The following is an 18,639-nucleotide window of genomic DNA, read 5'->3' as shown; positions in this document are numbered from 1 at the left end:
TTAACCGATACTAAAAAAGATAAAGCGCAGGACCACTTCCGCAGCCAACAGCAGTACGGCTCCCAGCATCAGCATACCTGTGGCTTTACGCAGGCTGCCGACGACAAAACCGAGCATCCCCAGCACTGAAATCACCCAGCCTGCGAGATACAGACCGTGCAACTGCTGTAGCCGTTCTAACGGCGCGTGCGGGAAAGTGACCACCTGCTGACTGGTTTCGAGAATGGCGCTGAACCACAGCGGCTGCACCAGCAGTCGTGACAAGACCATCACCGCCACCACGGCAGAGGCAATCTTCACCAGCTGGGGTAAAAAGCTCCAGCGCCCTTTCAGCGCCAGCAGCGCGACCAGCACCGATCCGACGATCCCTGACGTACCGAAGAACAGGAACAGGGTATTCACATGCTGCCAGGTGATCACCGAAGCGTGCATGTAAATCTGCGCCATGCAGAAGACGTCAATCACCCCCAGCAGCGCCGCCAGCGGCAGCAGTAAACCGCTGCCCGGTTTGCGAACGATCATGAGCAGCCCGCTTAACCCCAGCGCTGCCAGATACAGCGAGGCAAATACCACTTCGCGGCTCAGCCACGAGCTTGCCACATGGCGCAGCGCGTTAAGGGCATTCAGCGGATAGCCCATATGCAGCATTGAGGCCAGCAGCCCGATGCAGGCCATCCCGAAGGCAATGATAACGCCGGGCAGCACCGAGCCTGCGCGCCGACGCAGCAGCGCCAGCCACAGCGTCACCCCGACCGACCCCTGAAGCAGGAACGTAAAGAGCAGTAACGGTAACTCATGCATGGCGATGCTCCTCTTTTTCCGCGCCCTGATGCGGTTTAATCACCAGATTAGGATGGGTAATGCTGGCTTCCGGTAAGCCTTTCACACTGTTCACGCTGCCGTATTGCGCGCGCAGTTCATCGATGGGACCAAACTTAATTGCCCCCAGCGGACAGGTTGCCACGCACACCGGCTGTTCCCCTTTCGCCTGCAAATCAACGCAGAAATCGCATTTCGACATCTGCCCGGTTTGCTCGTTAAGCTGCGGCGCGCCGTAAGGACACGACCACGCGCAGTAGCCGCAGCCGACGCATTTATCGGTGTTGACGCGCACGATACCGTCGCCCTCCCGCTTGTGCATGGCGGTCGTCGGACAGTTTTTGGTGCAGATGGGGTCGGCACAGTGGTTGCAGGAAATTGACAGCGTGTAGGCGAACACGTTGTTTTGCATTCCGCCCTGCCCGGTCGGCACAAATCCGCCGCCGGTCACTTCATAGACGCGGCGAAAACGGCGTCCCACTTCCAGATTGTTTTTATCTTTACAGGCGACCTGACAGGCTTTGCAGCCGGAGCAGCGCGAAGAATCGATAAAAAAGCCCAGCTGTTTGTCGCTCACTGGCGGATAGTCTTTAAACTGACTCATGCTTTAGCTACCTCCACGAGCATGGTTTGATGCGAATTGCCCTTTGCCAGCGCGGTGATCCGCGCTGAACTTAATACGTTGGCGCAGCCGCCGCGATCGATACCCTGCGCGTCCGGTTGCCACCAGGCCCCCGCCTGCATCGCCACCACACCGGGGATAATGCGCGGCGTGACTTCCGCCGGTACAATACTGACGCCGCGATCGTTCTCAATGCGCACCTCGTCGCCCTGCTTAATGCCCCGGCTTTGCGCATCCTGCGGGTTAATCCACAGTTTCTGCGTCTGCACCTCCTGCAACCACGGGTTAGCGTACTGCGTGGAGTTGGCGCGGTTTTTCCCTTTCCAGGTAATCAGTTGCAACGGGTATTTTGCGGTCAGAACATCTTCCGGCCCTTCATGCGCGGGAACGTAATGTGACAGCGCCGGGATCTCCGGGTGCTGCATGTCGTACAGCCGCTTTGAGAAAATCTCAATTTTGCCGGACGGCGTCGGGAAAGGATGATTTTCCGGGTCACGAATGTTATCGGCGAAAGCCACATACGGCTCGCTTTTGAACAGATGCCGACGCGTTTTTTGCAGGGTGGCGAAATCCGGCAGGTTTTCATCCGGCATCGCCAGCCGGGTTTGCTCCCAGATATGCTCGATCCACTGCCGCTCGTCGCGCCCCTGGCTGAATTCTTTTTCGATGCCCAGTTTTCCGGCAACGTCGCGCAGCCATTCGTAGTCCGAACGCCGCTCAAATTCCGGCTCGACCAGCTTTTCCGACAGCACCAGATAGCTGCCCGTCCCCCAGGTTTCACCGATGTTCCAGCGCTCCATAAAGCTGGTTTCCGGCAGCAGCAGGTCGGCGTATTTGGCGCTTGGCGTCATGTAGAGATCGCTTGCGACGATGAATTCAATTTTGGATTCATCTTCCAGCAGTCGTGCGGCCTGGTGCAGATCCGGGTTCTGATTAGTGAGATAATTACCGGCCAGCGAAAACAGCAGGCGAATATTGCTGTCGAGTTTTTCCGCCCCTTTCAGCCCGTCCTGCGGCGTGACTTTAGCGGCGTCGTCCGCCGCCTGCATCCAGTTCATCACCGAGATTTGTGCTTTTACCGGGTTATCCGGCATGTCAGGGCCGACGCAGAATTTTCGGTTAGCGCTGCCGCCATAGCCCGCCGCCCAGCCGCCCATCACGCCGACGTTGCCTGTGATGGTCGCCAGCAGCGTGGAGCCGCGCGCGGTACGTTCCCCGCAGTTATGACGCTGCGGTCCCCAGCCCTGAATTAAGGCAGCGGGTTTGGTATTCGCATAATCACGCGCCAGCTGACGGATAGTTTGCGCCGGAACGTGGGTGATTTTCTCCGCCCATTCCGGGGTCTTGCGCACGCCGTCTTTGGCACCGGTTAAATAGGCCACCAGCGATTCGTTTTCCGGCACCCCTTCCGGCATGGACGCCTCATCAAAGCCCAGCGTATGGCGACGGATAAACGCTTCGTCATGCAGCTTTTCAGTGATGATGACGTACATCATCGCGTCCATCAGCGCGTTGTCAGTGGTCGGCAGCAGCGGGATCCACTGATCCGCCAGCGACGCCACGGTATCGGAATAGCGCGGATCGACAATGATAAAGCGCGTGCCGTTTTGCTTCATCTGCTGGAAATAATGATTGGTATGCCCAAAGATGGTTTCAGTGGGGTTATGGCCCCAGAGGATCACCAGTTTTGTGTCGCGCAGGGTATCCAGCGAGCTGCCGCTGGCAGCCGTACCGTAGGTATAAGGCGTTGCCGCCGCCGTGTTCCCCATGCTGACCGAGTGATAGCTTGCCAGATAGCCGCCGGTTAAATTCAGCAGCCGCTGCGCCATTGCATTGCCGGAAAAGGTGCCGCCGGAGGTAGCGGTGCCGACGTGCATATAGCGCGAGGACGGGCCGTATTTGGCGGTAATACTTTTCAGCTTGTCGGCGATCAGGGTGGTCGCTTCGTCCCAGGAAATGCGCGCAAACTTACCTTCTCCGCGTTTGCCCACGCGCTTCATCGGATATTTCAGCCGATCCGGGTGGTAAACAAATTTGCGGTAGCTGCGGCCGCGCACGCAGGCGCGCATGATCGGCATTTGCGGGTCGAGAGCATCGTCCGGGCGGGTAGAGATACGGGTGACAACGCCTTCTTTTACGTGCGCACGGATGTCGCATTTGCCGCCGCAGTCGAAGGTGCTACAGGTGTGAACGACGCGCTCGTTATCCACTGCTTCCGCCACAGGTTGCGCAGGCTTTTCCCCGGCGTGACTTACAGAAGAAAAAAATGGCAGGGTAATCAGCGCGGAACTGGCCTGTAAAAAATGGCGTCGCGAAACGGGAGGAATGAGATCCTCGCCGGGGTTATTTTTTGTACTCATCAGTCTTATCCCTAAATAAAACTGATTTTCACGTCTTTAGCGCGGATGACTTTTGACTTTTGTCAACTAACCCGGAGGTAGTAAAGCCATTGATTATTAATGGAAATAGTTATTATTTAACTTGCGCAGAATAACCGCATTTTGCCGTTTATTAACGCAGTTCGAAACTTACTGTTACCATTTGCCCGGACTCGTCCATCCCGACCAACTGATAGGCTCCCGCCTTCTCAAGCTGTAGCGTAACAGAATTTCCCGCTTCGCTTAGCGCCTCACCGTTCAAAAACCACCAGCGTCGGCCTTCCCCGCCGGTAGTTTGTACAGGCAAAGAAACGCTCGCCTGCCCCGGCAGATGACGGATCACCGCCCCTTCACGCACGCCGGACAGCACCAGCGGCAGCAGATTTTGCTGCTGCCGCGGCGGGCACTCTTTTGCGGCCACGGGCAGCCGCGCCGTCCGTCGCTCTCCCGCAGGCAGCCACGGCTCCAGCGGCAGCGGCCAGACCTGGAGTTCTTTCTCGGTGGCGTCAGGACAATCCGCCGCTACCCGCTGCCCGGCACGGTTCAGCCAGACCGGGAAGCGGATGCCCCGGATGCCTTCCTGACCCGGCAGCAGCAGCGTGGGCGGCTGGCTGTTATCAAGCAGCCAGGTTGCCAGCCGCCGACGGCAGTTGCTGTCACCGGCGGGAAGCGACTGGCCGCCCGGCCAGCAAATGGTCGCCGCGCTGACCGACGACGGACGCGGATCGACCGGCGTGCGCTCCCCGGACAATGCCGGGCGCGATTGCAGGATATTATTAAGCTGGTTGAGGATCGGCACCGCGCTGGCAAAGCCGAACTGCCCTGCCACCGGCGTGCCGTCCGGGCGACCGGTCCAGATGCCGAGGATATAACGCGCGTTGAGGCCAATCGCCCACGCATCGCGGTAGCCGTAGCTGGTGCCGGTTTTCCACGCCAGCGGAGCCACGCGCGGCAGAGATCCATCAGGCAGGGGCTGATCTTCCCCGCCGAGAATACGGCGAATGATCCACGCCGATCCGGGCGAAAGCAGCGGACGCTCGACCAGCGGATCGCCCGGCAGCAGCCGCAGCCTTCCGGCTTTGCCGTGACGCGCAAACGCACTATAGGCAGCGGTAATATCCGCCAGCCGCGCCCCGGCTCCGCCGAGGATCAGCGCCAGATTCGGCTGGGCGTTGGCGGGCAGGATCAGCGGCAGCCCGGCATTACGCAGGCGGGCGGCAAACTGCTTCGGCCCGTAGGCTTCCAGCACCTGAACGGCAGGCAGGTTAAGCGAGCGCACCAGGGCGTCACTCATACTGACCGGGCCGTGAAAACCGCTGTCAAAGTTGCCGGGACGGTAATCCCCCACCCGGCGCGGCACGTCCTGTAACAGCGAAGCGGGATGGATTAAACCTTCGTCCATGGCCATCCCGTAAACGAAGGGTTTCAGCACCGATCCCGGCGATCGGACCGCCGCCACCATATCCACATGACCGAAGCGGATGTCATCGTTGATGTCCGCCGACCCAACCCAGCCGCGCACTTTCATATTGGTGTGATCGACGACGATCATCGCCAGCGAACTGCGCGGCGGCAGGCGGGATTTCCAGTTCATCGCCAGCTCTTCCATCTGCCGCTGTAGCGTGGCGTCCAGCGTGGTGATGATTTTATCGTCTTTACTTTTACTCAGTACGCGGCGGGAAAAGAGCGGGGCCAGCTGCGGCATCTGGCGCGGGAACAGCCAGACCGGCTCCTGCTGCGCCTCTTTCACCTGCGCGGCGCTCCACACGCCCTGGGTGAGCATCCGGTTGAGCACTTTATCGCGCGCCACCTGCGCCCGATCCGGCCAGCGGTCCGGGCGCAAACGGCTGGGAGCCTGTGGCAATACCGCCAGCAGCGCCGCTTCCGAATAGCTCAGCTGTGCCGGAGATTTCCCCAGATAGGCCCAGCTTGCCGTCCCCACGCCCTGAAGCGTTCCGCCAAACGGCGCGCGGTTGAGATAGAGGGTGAGAATGTCGCGTTTTGAGAGGTGCCATTCGAGCTGAATTGCCCGCCAGACCTGGCGAACTTTACCACCAAAGGTGCGCGAGTGCGGATCGAGCAGCCGCGCCACCTGCATGGTCAGCGTGCTGCCGCCGGAAACGATTTGCCCGGAGGTGAGATCCTGCCAGGCTGCGCGGGCAATCGCCAGCGGATTAATCCCCGGATGTTTCCAGAACCAGCGATCCTCGTACTGGAGCAGCGCCTGAATATAGCGTGGCGACACCTCTTCCGGCGTCACCGGATAGCGCCAGATCCCCTCAGCGTCGGCAAAACGCCATAGCGGAGTGCCATCTTCCGCCACCACCACCCGGGCAGGGGCGACCTCCTGCAACGGCAGCGGCCACAGGCGATCGGCAGCCAGCGCCGCCAGCCACACTAATAACGGAAAACCCGCCAGCCAAAGCCAGCGGGTTTTTATTTTACCGAATACGCGCATCTTACGGCGTGACGATCACAGGTCCAGTCGTCAAACCGGTCGCGCGCCACTGCGGAACATACATCGATTCAACCTGCGGAGCAGGCAACTGGTAAGTCCCCGGCGTCACCGCACGCGCCAGATAAACCAGCGTCACCGGCTGCCCTTCGTTAACCGCCACGGCGGCGACGAAACGGTCATCGCGGAATTCGATATGCTGAATATCCGCCTGCTGCATTTGCGTAATCAGCGCCTGCACTTCGGTGGCGTTATCTTCAAGGCTGGCGCTGCTGTTACCCAGATTCTGGTTTTCCAGCTCCAGTCCGGCAGGCAGCAGATCCACGACCAGCGCATCCGGTACATTCTGGCTGGCGGAGACTTCGAGCTGCACCAGCACCAGATCGCCACTACGCAGAGAAGAAAGGGACTTCGTCCGGCCCTGGGTATCGTAGATATGACGTTCAATTTTCAGCACGTTGCTGGAAGGATTAGGTGCATATTCCGGGTAGCCAGTGCTGTCCAGACGCAGCCACAACGGCTGGCTGCCGGTGTTGGTGACCTGCAGCGTGGAAAGCCAATCGCCAGCGACGTTACGCACCTGCGCTTTGTCCGCGCTAAGCGGCTGCGCGTCCAGCGAAGTCTGCGCCTGCCAGTTACCCGGCAGATCCTGCAACCCTCTGGCGGCGAGGAATAGCGCGTTGGTTTCCTGGGTAGAGAGCCAGCGTTGACCAAACGCCTCTTCCGACAGCGTAATCAGCAGCTGATTTTGCGCGTCCGGCAGCAGGTTGTTCTCTTTGAGCAGCGTCAGCATCATCGCGTCATCGCGCAGTACGCTGCCGTAATCGCCAACCCAGTTGTGATTATTGGCTCGCGGCGTTTTCAGCGCCAGCTGGAGCGCCTCCTCGCTACGCGGCGCATCGCCCATCGCTTTGAGAGCAAGGCTCAGTTGCAGCAGCGGCAAACCGGACGTCGCCTGCTGATGGCGTTCCCAAATCTCACGCAGCGCGCCCAGCGGCGCTTTTTGCTGACGCGCCAGCACCAGCGCAGCATACGCCTGCGCGGCGAAGCGGCTCGCTTCGGTGTTATCGGTGTAGCGAATGGTCATCAGGCCCGGCTCCTGCAAATAGCGCAACAGGCGGTTGTTGCCTTTGGTCATCGCGTCAGCCGGTACGCTGTAGCCCTGCTCGCTGGCGCGAACGAGGAAATCCATCACGTAAGCGGTAAGCCAGTATTCTTCCTGGCCGTCCCGATCCCACAGCGCAAAGCCGCCGTCCATACGCTGCATTTGCAGCAGGCGGGAAATGCCAAGATCGATAGCCGCGCGACGGTTTTCGTCGCTGTCGCCCTTAATGCCTAATGCTTTAAGCTGCGCGGCGCTGGTATACAGCGACGGGAACAGCCCGCTGGTCGTCTGCTCAAGGCAGCCATACGGATACGCCTTCAGCTCGCGAATATAGCGCGCCAGATTTAACGGCGGCTTGCCGCTTAGCGTCAACTGGCCTTCCAGCGTGACCGGCGAGAAGTTCTGCACCACGTTCTGCGGCATCTGCCAGCTTTCGCCCGGCTGGAGTACCGAACCCAGGTTCACCGTCTGCGCCGGGAAAGCCGGACGCACACCGAGCTTCCACTGTTTTTGCAGCGCGGGCAGATTTTCACCCGGCAGGTTGACGCCGCTCACCGTGGCATCCACCTGGCCATCGCCAAATCCTTCTCCGGCGCTCACCGGCACAAACAACGTGCTGCGCGCGCCGGGCGCGAGCGTCAGCGGATTCGGCTGCGCGCCCTGTAGCGACAGCAGGCCGCTGGTTTTGAGTTCGACGTTCAGGGTCTGCGGTTTGTCGGTCAGGTTAGTGATATCAAGCGTCAGGCGCGAGGTGTCACCGCTGGCGATAAAGCGCGGCATATTCAGCTCGGCAATCACCGGCGCGGCGACGATCACTTTGTCCTCGCTGCTGCCGAAATCTTCCGCCGTCCACGCCTGCGCCATGACCCGCAGTTCGCCGTTGAAGTCGCCAATCGGCAGCGTCACCGTACCTTCACCTTTATCATCCAGCACCACCGGCTGCGCCTGCTGGGCGATGATATTGACGTGGTTGACCGGCGGTTTGCCGCCGCGATTAAGCTCGTCGCCGTCACCACCAAAACGCAGGCTGGCAAGACGTCCCTGCCCTTCAATCACCTGGCCGTAGATATCATAGATATCCGCGCCGTAGCGTTTCTGACCGAAGAACGCTTTCCACGGGTCCGGCGTGACGTAATCGGTAATATTGAGCACCCCGCTGTCCACGGCGGAGAGCAATACGTTGACCTGTTTCGGCAGCGCGCCGTCTTTCACGCTGGCTTTGACCTTGACCGTCAGCGGCTGATTCGGACGCATTTTTTCCGGCCCATCCAGGGTGATATTCAGGCGACGGTTTTCATCGCCCATCGGCAGATGAAGAATACCGACCGCGCGTTTCGGCGTTGCCGAGCGGGATTTATCACCGGGGCGCACCACCAGCGTGCTCAGATAGAGATCGTGACGATTCCAGCTTTTATCGATGGGAATCGAAAGATCCATACCGGTGGCCGGCACGTCGATTTCCTGCCACCACAGCGGCCCATCGCTGGATTCGACCATCGCGTAGCCTTTCCCGGCGGCGGGCGCGGCGACGTGCAGCTTGATAGTTTCGCCCGGTTTATAGAAGGATTTATCCAGCTTCAGGGTCACGCGGTCAGGGCGTGCTGCGCCGGTGCCGTCGCTGTTATCCTGCCAGCTGTAACCGGCCCAGAAGCGCACGCTGCTCACTGTCTCGTTGGGCGCTTTCACTTCCAGGCGATAAGAACCCCACTCAACCGGGAAACTGACCTTGCCGGTGGCATCCGCCGCCAGATCGAGAGACTGCTCGCCTTCAACCAGATCTTTTTGATCGAACTGCGATTCCCAGCCTTCGCTTTCCGACCAGTTCCAGAAGTAATCGCGGCGTTCGCGGATCAGACGCACCTGCAAGCCGGAAACGGCTTTCTTTTGCCCTTCGGCGTTGGCGTAAACGATATCAAACGCGGCGGTGCTGTTCTCTTCGACCACCGGCTGATTGACGGTGGCATCGGTGCGGTAATCATAAACGGCTTTACTGGCAAACTGCGGACGAATGCCCGGCAGGGTATCCGCAGGCCAGATCGCCTGTTCCGCACGTCGGGTCACCGGACGACCACCTGACTCCAACAGACTGCCCTGCAGCAGGACCTGAAGCGGGGAATGCGCTTCCTGCCACTGGCTTTCGGTGCTCACCTGCCCGCGTCCTTTTTCATCCAGCTTCATGTTGACTTCATCCAGCGTGCGGGAAAGGTTTTCCTCGCGCACATCGCCGAACTGGAATCCGGGCAGCGCGTCCACCGCTTCGCGCAGCGGACGCAGGAACAGCTTGCCCTGTAACGTGTTACCGGCAGCCGGTGCGCCGTACAGATAGTAGCCGACGACATTAAAATCAACCGTATCGCCCGGTGCCAGCGGCGTTTTCTGCGCGGTCAGATTCAGCGCCATCCGTTCCGGCATAAAGTCTTCGACGTTGAAATCCCACAGGCGCGGCTGGTTATCGCCGGTGTTGGCGCGAACGTGCCACATTCCGGTGGCGGCGCTGCTTTCCAGCGGGAAGTTAAAGCGATACAGACCGTTTTCCGGCTTGCTCACCACCGTGCGGATCACCTGACCATCGGGCTTGATGACCTCCAGCTTGACTGGCTGTTCCGCCAGCGCTTTGCCGTCGCTGTCGCGCAGCAGGCCGTTAAGGATCACCGTTTCGCCGGGGCGATAGAGATCGCGCGGGCCGAACATAAAGAACTGTTTGCTATAGCCGGGATCGCCCGCCACTTTAAACTCGGCCAGATCGAGGGCCGGAAGGTTAAGATCCAGTAAGGTGGTCTGGCCTTCTTTGCGAGCCAGCAGCAGCGCGCCCTGCTTTTCGCTTTGCAGCGTCGCGCGACCGTTATTGTCGCTGGTGGCCTGCGCCAGCGTCTGCCCTTTCTCATTAAGCAGAGTAACGTCCACGCCGGACTGAAGCGCGCCGTTTTCGAGGCTCTGGGTGAAAACTTCCAGCCGGTTGTGATAACGGTGAGTCGACAGGCCGATGTCGCTTAAGGTGAACAGCGTGGCGGCATTGCTGTACGTGTAATGCCCGGCCTGATTCATCACCGCAATATAAACCCCGGCCTGCTGGAGTGGTTTAATGTCGCTTAGCGGCAACAGCAGTTTTTCCTGGGTATTTTTTGCCGGATTGAGATCAAAGCGCCCGGTATACACCAGATCAGCCATTTTCAGCAGTTCGTCTGATTCCCAGTTGGACAGCGAGCTGCGGTATTCCCACTGGCTGACGAAGGACGCCAGCGATTCCGGCTTGATGCGGAAAAAGTTAACGTCGATGTTATCGACATTCAGCGCCATCACCGGCAGCCCTTCCACCACTTTACCCGGCAGCAGCGATCCACGGCTGGCAAAGCCGATGCTCGGCTGAATATTGCGGGTAGTAATGGCTTTCTCGAAAGATTGCCCGAAGGTGGCTTTGTTGAGGGCGGTCACGCCCGCATCCACGGTCAGCACCAGGTTACGGTTCGGCTCAAGGTGGCGCAGCCGCAGCTCTTTCAGATTGGGAGCCAGCTCCCACGCGCCGTCAACCTTGCCCTCTTTTTTATCGACCAGATGAACGGTACGCGAAAAATCCTGCTCCGGGTCGAGCGGAATGGAGAACGTCAGCACCAGCGTCGCCGCGCCGTCGAGCTGAACTTCGGAGGCATCCAGCAGTTTTAATTCTTTCCCCTGGCTTTGCTCGGCCAGCTTTTTGAGCTGTTCGCCATCGGGCTTAGCCGGGGCCGCTTTTTGCGGCGCGGCAGCAGCCGATGCGGCTGGCGCGGCGGCCTGGGGTTTATCGTTGTCATCACACCCGGAAAGGGCGAAGGCGGTCATCAACGCAAAGGTTACTGCGGCAAGACGAAACTGTTTCATCCGTTAATCCCTGGCCGAAAAGCCAACAAATATGGTTGCTCAATATTATGCGCGAGTTTGGGAAATACTAAAGGCTGAAAGCGTATTTTAACGCAACCGGGTAAAAATCGCGGCTTCCGGCCGGATGTTACCTCACTCACACTCTGCAAAGTAACATGTTACATCGGGCGTCATTTGTTTTTAAAACAATCAGATAGATAGCTTTCAAACGGTCTTCACTGCTAACGTTAAACTGAAAGACGCCATCTTGTGCGCGGTTCAATAACAGAGGGAAAAGTATGAAACGAGCCGTTAACGCCCTACAAAACTTTGGCAAGTCGCTGTATGGCCCGGTACTGATTTTACCGATCGTCGGTTTATTTATCGCGTTTGGTAACGTGCTGGGCAACGGTAATCTTGCCGAATACCTGCCCTTTCTCGGGCATCCGCTGATCCAGAGTATCGGTCAACTGATTGCCAAATCTGCGGTTTCCGTGCTGGTCAATCTGGCGCTGGTCTTTGCCGTGGGCATTCCGATTGGCCTTGCCGCGCGTGATAAAGGCTATGCGGCGCTGATCGGGCTGGTGACGTTCGTGGTGTTCATCAACGCGATGAACGTGACGCTCCAGTTGCAGGGCGCGCTGGCCCCGGCCGAACACATGCGTGCCGCCGGGCAAAGCATGGTGCTCGGCGTGCAGGTGCTGGAGATGGGCGTTTTTGCCGGTATCCTGACCGGTGCGCTTTCCGGCTATCTCTATAACCGTTACTCCGGCGTCCAGTTTTCCGGGGCGATGGCGATCTACTCCGGCCACTGCTTTGTCGCCATTATTATGCTGCCGGTGTCGATTATTCTCGGCGTGGTGATGAGCGAACTGTGGCCGTTTGCCCAGCAGGGCATCAGCGCGCTGGCCTTGCTGATTAAAGGCTCCGGGGCGTTTGGCGTCGCCGTGTACGGTTTCCTTGAGCGCATTCTGGTGCCGACGGGGCTGCATCATCTGGTCTACACGCCGTTTTTGTATACCGAACTGGGTGGCACCTCGGACGTATGCGGCCAGGTTTACCAGGGCGCGCGCAATATCTATTTCGCCGAAATGGCCTGCCCGGACGTGAAACAGCTCAGCAGTACTGTGGTGTGGGATGCGCGCGGTATCAGCAAAATGTTTGGTCTGCCCGCCGCCGCGCTGGCGATGTATATGACCGCCAAACCGGAGCGCAAAGCCGCCGCGAAAGCGATTTTGATCCCCGCCGCGCTGACGTCAATGCTGGTCGGCGTGACCGAACCCATTGAATTCTCCTTCCTGTTTGTCGCTCCGCTGCTGTTTGTGGTTCACGCGGTGCTGACCGGCATCGGCATGATGCTGTTTTACCTGCTCGACGTTCACGCCATCGGCGCGAACGGCATCATTGATTTCGTGCTCTACAACCTGCCGCTCGGCACGGAGAAGTCCAACTGGCCGATGTACATCGTCGTCGGGCTGATTATGTTCGTCCTCTATTTCGTGGTGTTCCGTTTCCTGATCCGCCATTTCGATATGAAAACGCCGGGCCGTGAAGAAGAAGATCAGGAAACGCGCCTGTACAGCAAACAGGAGTATCAGGCGAAAGGCCAGAATGACGGGCTTGGCGAGGCGATTATCGAAGGGCTGGGCGGGCGCGGCAATATCGACGTGGTCGATAACTGCTACACCCGCCTGCGCGTTACGGTGAAAGACGTGACCATTATTGACGAGCCGCGCCTGAAGGCGACCGGCGCGAAAGGCATTATCAAACAAGGTAATAACGTTCAGGTAGTCTACGGGCTGCATGTTAAAAAAATGCGAGAGGCCGTAGAGACGGTGCTCTGAAGGAGGCATAAAGATGTTGAAATCCCCATTTATTTTATCCATTGCGGGCGGCGGCAGTACCTACACTCCCGGCATCGTGAAAAGCCTGATGCTGCGACTGGAAGATTTTCCGCTGGCTGAAATTCGTCTCTACGACATTGACGAAGCCCGGCAGAACACCATTGCGCCGGTCGTGGAAAAAGTGATTCGCGATCACAGTCAGCAGATTAAATTCACCGTCACCAGCGATCCGCAAACGGCATTCAGCGGCGCGCACTTTGTTTTCGCCCAGATGCGCGTCGGCCAGTACAAAATGCGCGAGCAGGATGAAAAAATTCCGCTGCGCCATGGCGTCGTGGGTCAGGAAACCTGCGGTCCCGGCGGGCTGGCTTACGGGCTGCGCACCATTCTGCCAATGGTCGAACTGATCGATATGGCAGAGCGCTACGCCGATAAAAAAGCGTGGATTGTGAACTACTCCAACCCGGCGGCTATCGTTGCCGAAGGCGTGCGCCGCCTGCGTCCGCATGCGCGGGTGCTGAATATTTGCGATATGCCGGTGGCGGCGATGCGCAATATGGGCGCGATCCTCGGCGTCGATCGGCATAAACTGGAGGTGGATTATTTTGGCCTCAACCACTTCGGCTGGTTCACCCGCGTACTGGTTGATGGCGAAGATCGCCTGCCGGAACTGCGTCGTCACATCGCGCAGTTCGGCCTGTTAACCGAAGATGCCGCCCAGACCGACCCGCAGCACGCCGATCCCTCGTGGGTAAAAACCTGGCGCAATATCAAGCCGATTATGGATCACTTCCCGGACTATTTGCCGAATCCGTATCTGCAATATTATTTAATGCCTAACGATATCGTCGAGCATCAGGATCCGAACTATACCCGCGCCAATGAAGTGATGAACGGGCGCGAGAAAAAGCTGTTTGCCGCCGCTGAAGAATACAAGCGCAGCGGGATCCTGCCGGATGCCTTCCACGTCGGCGTTCACGGGGCGTTTATCGTTGACGTCGCCTGCTCGCTGGCATTCGACCTGCGCCAGCGCCATCTGGTGATCGTCGAGAACAAAGGCGCGATTGCCAACCTGCCTTACGATGCCATGGTCGAAGTGCCTGCCTATATCACCAGCGAAGGACCAGAGCCTGTGCGGATGGGCGCGGTGCCGCTGTTCCACCAGACCCTGCTGATGCAGCAACTGGCTTCGGAGCAACTGCTGGTCGAAGCCACTATTGAAGGCAGCTATGAGAAAGCGCTTCAGGCATTTACCCTCAACCGCACGGTGCCGACCATGCAACATGCGAAAGCGATCCTTGACGATATGATCGAAGCCAACCGCGAATACTGGCCGCAGCTACAGCAAGCCTGGAAAAATGGGGAGGCGGTCAAATAATTTCGCCGTGGACTTGCTTGTCGATGCGGGAAAAAACACCGACAATTCAGGAATGATGAAAAAAACGGAGGCAAGCATGTCCACTTCATTTTTTGTGGCAGCCGACTGGCTGACTGAACACGCTGCGGATCCTGAGATCCAGATTATTGATGCGCGCATGGCTCCACCGGGTGCTGACGACCGCGACATCACAGAAGAGTACCGCGCCGGGCACATTCCCGGCGCAATTTTATTTGATATTGAAGCGCTCTCCGAGCACACCAGTCCCCTGCCCCACATGATGCCGCGTGCCGAAGCCTTTGCCGTGGCAATGCGCGAACTGGGTGTCAGTCAGGATAAGCATCTGGTCATTTACGATGACGGCAATCTTTTCTCCGCCCCGCGCGCCTGGTGGATGTTGCGCACGTTTGGCGCACAGAACGTTTCTATTCTTGCAGGCGGACTCATTGGCTGGCTGCGCGACGGTCTGCCGCTGGAATCGAACGTCGCCGATCTGCCGGAAGGCGAGTTTGACGCGGAACTGGACAGCAACGTAGTGCAGCGCCTGACCGACGTCATGCTGATCAGCCATGAAAAAACGGCGCAGCTGGTGGATGCCCGCCCCGCCGCCCGCTTTAACGCCCAGGCCGACGAACCGCGTCCTGGCCTGCGGCGGGGGCATATCCCCGGTGCGCTTAACGTGCCGTGGACCGATCTGGTCGTCAACGGAGAACTGAAGACGACCGATGAACTCAGCGAAATCTTTGCCCGCCAGGGCGTGGATCTGCGTCAGCCGATTGTCGCCAGCTGCGGCTCCGGCGTTACCGCCGCCGTCGTGGTGCTGGCGTTAACCACGCTTGGCGTTTCTGACGTGAAGCTCTACGACGGCTCGTGGAGTGAATGGGGCGCGCGCGACGATCTGCCCGTTGAACCCGCCTCATAATGGATAACCGCCTCGCTCCTCTTCTCTCGCGCGGGGAAACGCTTTCCCGCGCGGAGTACCGCGCGCTGGCGCACCTGACGGAGCACCCTCTGCTGGTGGGGCATATTACGGTGCGCGAACTGGCAAAGCAGACCTTTGTCTCTACCGCCACCATCGTGCGGCTGTGCCAGAAGCTGGGCTTTAGCGGCTACAGTGAATTTATCTGGCACTGTAAACAGCTTCTCTCCGGCACGCCGCACATCAGTGAACAGCCGTTCGGCGCCCAGGACGATCTGCCCATTTTATTCGAGCGCTTTGTCGCTAATTATCAGCAAACCTTTCGTTGGATCAGTGCGGAAAAGCGCCGCCATTTCACTTCCCTGCTGCGCGATAAAGAAAGTTTCTTTTTATATGGCGCGGGATTTTCTTATCTCTTTGCCGAATATCTGACTAAAAAATTACAGGTGCTGGGCAAAGCCGCGTTTATTTCCGGTCCCGGCGACAGCCGCAATATTTTTCTGAGCAACGCTGCGCGCTATCAGGTATTTATTGCCGTATCGCGCAGCGGCGAAACGGAGCAGGTGCTGGACAAAGCGCGAATCGCCAAAAATGTCGGCATGACGGTGGTCGCCTTTACCCGCGCCTCCGCCAACAGCCTGGCCGGGCTGGCCGATCTTCACTTCGCGCTGTATGACGAAGCGGTGCATTTTGCCGCCGAAGCCGCAGGCATCACCTCGTTCGAATCAAATCTGGTGCTGCTGATTGATTTACTGCTGCTGGAGGCCACGGGGTAATTAACGCCGCAATTTAAATATATTCTTAATTATGCTTTTAGCGTCTTTATTTTATTTATAACCTTTTAGATTGTCTTTTTTGCTTTATAAAAGCAGGGCGAAAATAGAATATTCGCTACATAAATTAATGGACATCGTTAAAACGGCCAGCCTCAATAAAACGCCAAATCCCCTACCGGCAGAAAATGTTTGCCTCTCTGCTCAACAGAATTGACGAGCAAGGCGGAGACAAAACCAGTCACGACGCCAGACTGTTCCCTCTCCCGGGGGAGAGGGCCAGGGAGAGGGCGGAAAATCGGCATTACTCATAAAACAAGCATTTTTTATGCTGGCCCATTTCGCGGCTTTTCCAGCGGTCTGTGTTGCCAAAGCAACTTTTAAATAATTCGGTTCTGCTTAAAGTCGCGCAGGAAACTGCCCCAGCGCTTTTCATAGAACGGCGTGATATGCGCCAGCATAAAGTGGCTGATGCCCTTTTCGCCTTCCGTGACCTGGCACAAATCAACCGGCTCATCGCCGGGTAAGGTATCGCTCGCCACGCTGCCTGCGGCGTGAATAATCTCTTCGATATCCCCTTCCGCTTCGATGCCAATCAGCAGATTTGGCTGCTCGTCGGCGTTTTCTTTTATCGAGCAGACAAACGCGCGCTTCACGGTTTTCAGAGTTTTAAACAGCGTGGTCAGAGAGTCAATCATCTGCGCGGGCGGCTCGGCCACTTCTGATAACAACAGCGAAGTGCCGCCTTCCAGCACCTGCTGGGTGCTGAGCGGGTTGCCCTCTTCGCCGATCAGATGGCTGATTTCACGCGGGGTAAACTCTTTGCCGGTGGCGAGCTTAGCGTTAAGGAACAGCGTCTCGCCGATAGTCATTTCAAACAGCGTGCGTACCGGCATGACGACAAATGCCTGCTCTTGCTCCTCCGCCACCGCCTGCTGTAGCGCCTGTAAGGAGGTGAAAAACGGGATCACGGAGGTTCCATCGTCTTTTTCCCAGTGCTGGAGATCCAGCGCGCTGTCCGCAACTACCGCTTCGCCTTCGGCTGCGGTGCCCGGCACCCAGACGGTTGACTCCAGCAAAGTGCGGAAAAAAGCCGGACGGTGCGCCGGTTCCGTCGCCGCCTGCTCCAGCAGGGTTTCTAATTCATTTTTTGTATCGGACATAGTGATCTCAGGTGGCATCCCCTCCCCCACAGGAGGAGGGAACAACATTACTCAGCGGTTAACAGATTGGCAATGGTACGCACACCGAGGCCGGTTGCGCCTGCCGACCACTGCTCAACGGCACCTTTGCGATAGGTCGCCGAGCAGTCAATATGCAGCCAGCCCTGACGATAGTTCTCGACGAAGTGCGACAGGAAACCAGCGGCGGTACTTGCGCCAGCCGGATAGGCCGCGCTGCCGGTGTTGTTCAGTTCGGCAAAGTTAGACGGCAGCTGGCTGCGGTGGAACTCCGCCAGCGGCAGACGCCAGAACGGTTCGTTCTCCGCCTTAGCGCTTGCCAGCAGACGATTCGCAAGCTGGTCGTCAAAGCTGAACAGCGCATGGTAATCATTACCCAGCGCCGTTTTCGCCGCCCCGGTCAGGGTTGCGGCATCAATGATCAGCTCCGGCTTTTGCGCTGAGGCGTCAATCAGACCGTCCGCCAGCACCAGGCGCCCCTCGGCGTCGGTGTTCATCACTTCCACCGTTTTGCCGTTGCGGTAATGAATAATGTCACCCAGTTTGAAAGCGTTGCCGCTAATCATGTTATCCGCGCAGCACAGGAACAGCTTCACGCGCTTGTTCAGCCCACGCTGGATCGCAAATGCCAGCGCGCCAGAAACCAGCGCCGCGCCGCCCATATCAGATTTCATTGAATCCATAAATGCGCTTTGCTTAATGCTGTAGCCGCCGGAATCAAAGGTAATACCTTTACCGACCAGGCAAGCGTACACCGGCGCGTTTTTATCGCCCGTCGGGTTATAGTCGAGCGCCAGCAGCACCGGCTGACGGTCAGAGCCGCGTCCCACGGTGTGCAGGCCAAGATAGTTCTGCTCGCGCAGATCTTCACCTTTCGTGATGCGATAGCTCGCCCGCTCGCCCGCCACGCCGCACAGCAAATCGACCGCGCGCTGCGCAAGCTGTTCCGGCCCTAACTCTTCTGCCGGAGCGTTGATAATATCGCGCACCCAGTCGATGATCTTCAGGCGGTTCTCCAGCTCCTGCTGCTGGGCGTCATCCAGCGCCGCCCATTCTACTTTGCGGCTACCCTTCGGTCCTTTATAGCCCTGCCAGAAGGCCCAGCTACGATCCGCATCCCAGCCTTCGCCTGCAAGCTCGACGTGTTTGATGCCCAGGCCGTCAATTTTACGTGCGGCACGCTGGATCAGACCTAAATCGTCGTTACCGTTCAGATGCAGGGAAATGCCGTCATGATTAATACTGTAAGGCGCTTTTTCGCCCCAGCGCGCATCGGCAGGCTGGTTGCTGAGCGTGATTTTCATAGCTTCAGTCATTATATTTATTCCTTA

General features: G+C 58.4%; 11 protein-coding genes. 4 read left to right on the top strand and 7 right to left on the bottom strand.

Annotated elements, in window-relative coordinates; translation table 11 throughout:
- The 5 genes from RT197_RS15995 to RT197_RS15975 all read right to left on the bottom strand — a co-directional run bounded on the left by RT197_RS15995 (position 1) and on the right by RT197_RS15975 (position 11,234).
- On the bottom strand, positions 1 to 801 hold the full coding sequence (locus RT197_RS15995) for a DmsC/YnfH family molybdoenzyme membrane anchor subunit (protein ID WP_312952144.1): 801 nt from the start codon (positions 799 to 801) through the stop codon (positions 1 to 3).
- Positions 794 to 1,423, bottom strand: coding sequence for a DMSO/selenate family reductase complex B subunit (locus RT197_RS15990; protein WP_312952143.1), 630 nt, complete (start codon positions 1,421 to 1,423; stop codon positions 794 to 796). The genes RT197_RS15995 and RT197_RS15990 overlap by 8 nt, the downstream gene beginning before the upstream one ends.
- Complete coding sequence (locus tag RT197_RS15985; RefSeq protein WP_312952142.1) at positions 1,420 to 3,801, bottom strand: DMSO/selenate family reductase complex A subunit; 2,382 nt, start codon at positions 3,799 to 3,801, stop codon at positions 1,420 to 1,422. The genes RT197_RS15990 and RT197_RS15985 overlap by 4 nt, the downstream gene beginning before the upstream one ends.
- 151 nt (positions 3,802 to 3,952) lie before the next feature.
- Positions 3,953 to 6,277: a peptidoglycan glycosyltransferase PbpC gene (pbpC, locus tag RT197_RS15980; RefSeq protein ID WP_312952141.1), complete on the bottom strand. Its 2,325-nt coding sequence runs from the start codon at positions 6,275 to 6,277 to the stop codon at positions 3,953 to 3,955.
- Between the two features lies 1 nt (position 6,278).
- A complete protein-coding gene (locus RT197_RS15975) occupies positions 6,279 to 11,234 on the bottom strand; it encodes an alpha-2-macroglobulin (RefSeq protein ID WP_312952140.1) in 4,956 nt (1,651 codons plus the stop codon).
- A gap of 278 nt (positions 11,235 to 11,512) precedes the next feature.
- Between RT197_RS15975 and RT197_RS15970 the strand changes: the two genes are divergently transcribed.
- From RT197_RS15970 to RT197_RS15955, 4 genes are all read left to right on the top strand, one after another.
- Positions 11,513 to 13,057: a PTS transporter subunit EIIC gene (locus RT197_RS15970; protein WP_312952139.1), complete on the top strand. Its 1,545-nt coding sequence runs from the start codon at positions 11,513 to 11,515 to the stop codon at positions 13,055 to 13,057.
- Between the two features lie 13 nt (positions 13,058 to 13,070).
- Positions 13,071 to 14,435 carry a 6-phospho-alpha-glucosidase gene (locus RT197_RS15965; RefSeq protein ID WP_312952138.1) on the top strand — a complete coding sequence of 455 codons (1,365 nt, stop codon included), beginning with the start codon at positions 13,071 to 13,073 and terminating at the stop codon, positions 14,433 to 14,435.
- A 76-nt stretch (positions 14,436 to 14,511) separates the two neighbouring features.
- Positions 14,512 to 15,357 carry a 3-mercaptopyruvate sulfurtransferase gene (gene sseA / locus RT197_RS15960; RefSeq protein ID WP_312952137.1) on the top strand — a complete coding sequence of 282 codons (846 nt, stop codon included), beginning with the start codon at positions 14,512 to 14,514 and terminating at the stop codon, positions 15,355 to 15,357.
- A complete protein-coding gene (locus RT197_RS15955; protein WP_312952136.1) occupies positions 15,357 to 16,130 on the top strand; it encodes a MurR/RpiR family transcriptional regulator in 774 nt (257 codons plus the stop codon). The genes sseA and RT197_RS15955 overlap by 1 nt, the downstream gene beginning before the upstream one ends.
- Positions 16,131 to 16,507: 377 nt before the next feature.
- On the opposite strand, the gene sseB is transcribed toward RT197_RS15955, so the two are convergent.
- Together sseB and pepB are read right to left on the bottom strand one after the other, a co-directional pair.
- Entirely contained in the window at positions 16,508 to 17,290 is a 783-nt protein-coding gene (gene sseB, locus RT197_RS15950) for an enhanced serine sensitivity protein SseB (RefSeq protein WP_312952135.1), read from the bottom strand.
- A 47-nt stretch (positions 17,291 to 17,337) separates the two neighbouring features.
- On the bottom strand, positions 17,338 to 18,624 hold the full coding sequence (gene pepB, locus RT197_RS15945) for an aminopeptidase PepB (RefSeq protein ID WP_312952134.1): 1,287 nt from the start codon (positions 18,622 to 18,624) through the stop codon (positions 17,338 to 17,340).
- Between the last annotated feature and the right edge of the window lie 15 nt (positions 18,625 to 18,639).

Source organism: Superficieibacter sp., from assembly GCF_032071645.1.
Taxonomy (GTDB): domain Bacteria; phylum Pseudomonadota; class Gammaproteobacteria; order Enterobacterales; family Enterobacteriaceae; genus Superficieibacter.
The sequence above is the reverse complement of the archived record's forward strand: the minus strand, read 5'-3'. Positions and strand labels throughout refer to the sequence as shown.

Coding starts and splice junctions, on each gene's coding strand:
- sseA (WP_312952137.1), top strand. CDS start 14,512: ATGTCCACTTCATTTTTTGTGGCAGCCGACTGGCTGACTGAACACGCT.
- RT197_RS15965 (WP_312952138.1), top strand. CDS start 13,071: ATGTTGAAATCCCCATTTATTTTATCCATTGCGGGCGGCGGCAGTACC.
- RT197_RS15990 (WP_312952143.1), bottom strand. CDS start 1,423: ATGAGTCAGTTTAAAGACTATCCGCCAGTGAGCGACAAACAGCTGGGC.
- RT197_RS15955 (WP_312952136.1), top strand. CDS start 15,357: ATGGATAACCGCCTCGCTCCTCTTCTCTCGCGCGGGGAAACGCTTTCC.
- sseB (WP_312952135.1), bottom strand. CDS start 17,290: ATGTCCGATACAAAAAATGAATTAGAAACCCTGCTGGAGCAGGCGGCG.
- RT197_RS15970 (WP_312952139.1), top strand. CDS start 11,513: ATGAAACGAGCCGTTAACGCCCTACAAAACTTTGGCAAGTCGCTGTAT.
- RT197_RS15975 (WP_312952140.1), bottom strand. CDS start 11,234: ATGAAACAGTTTCGTCTTGCCGCAGTAACCTTTGCGTTGATGACCGCC.
- RT197_RS15985 (WP_312952142.1), bottom strand. CDS start 3,801: ATGAGTACAAAAAATAACCCCGGCGAGGATCTCATTCCTCCCGTTTCG.
- RT197_RS15995 (WP_312952144.1), bottom strand. CDS start 801: ATGCATGAGTTACCGTTACTGCTCTTTACGTTCCTGCTTCAGGGGTCG.
- pbpC (WP_312952141.1), bottom strand. CDS start 6,277: ATGCGCGTATTCGGTAAAATAAAAACCCGCTGGCTTTGGCTGGCGGGT.
- pepB (WP_312952134.1), bottom strand. CDS start 18,624: ATGACTGAAGCTATGAAAATCACGCTCAGCAACCAGCCTGCCGATGCG.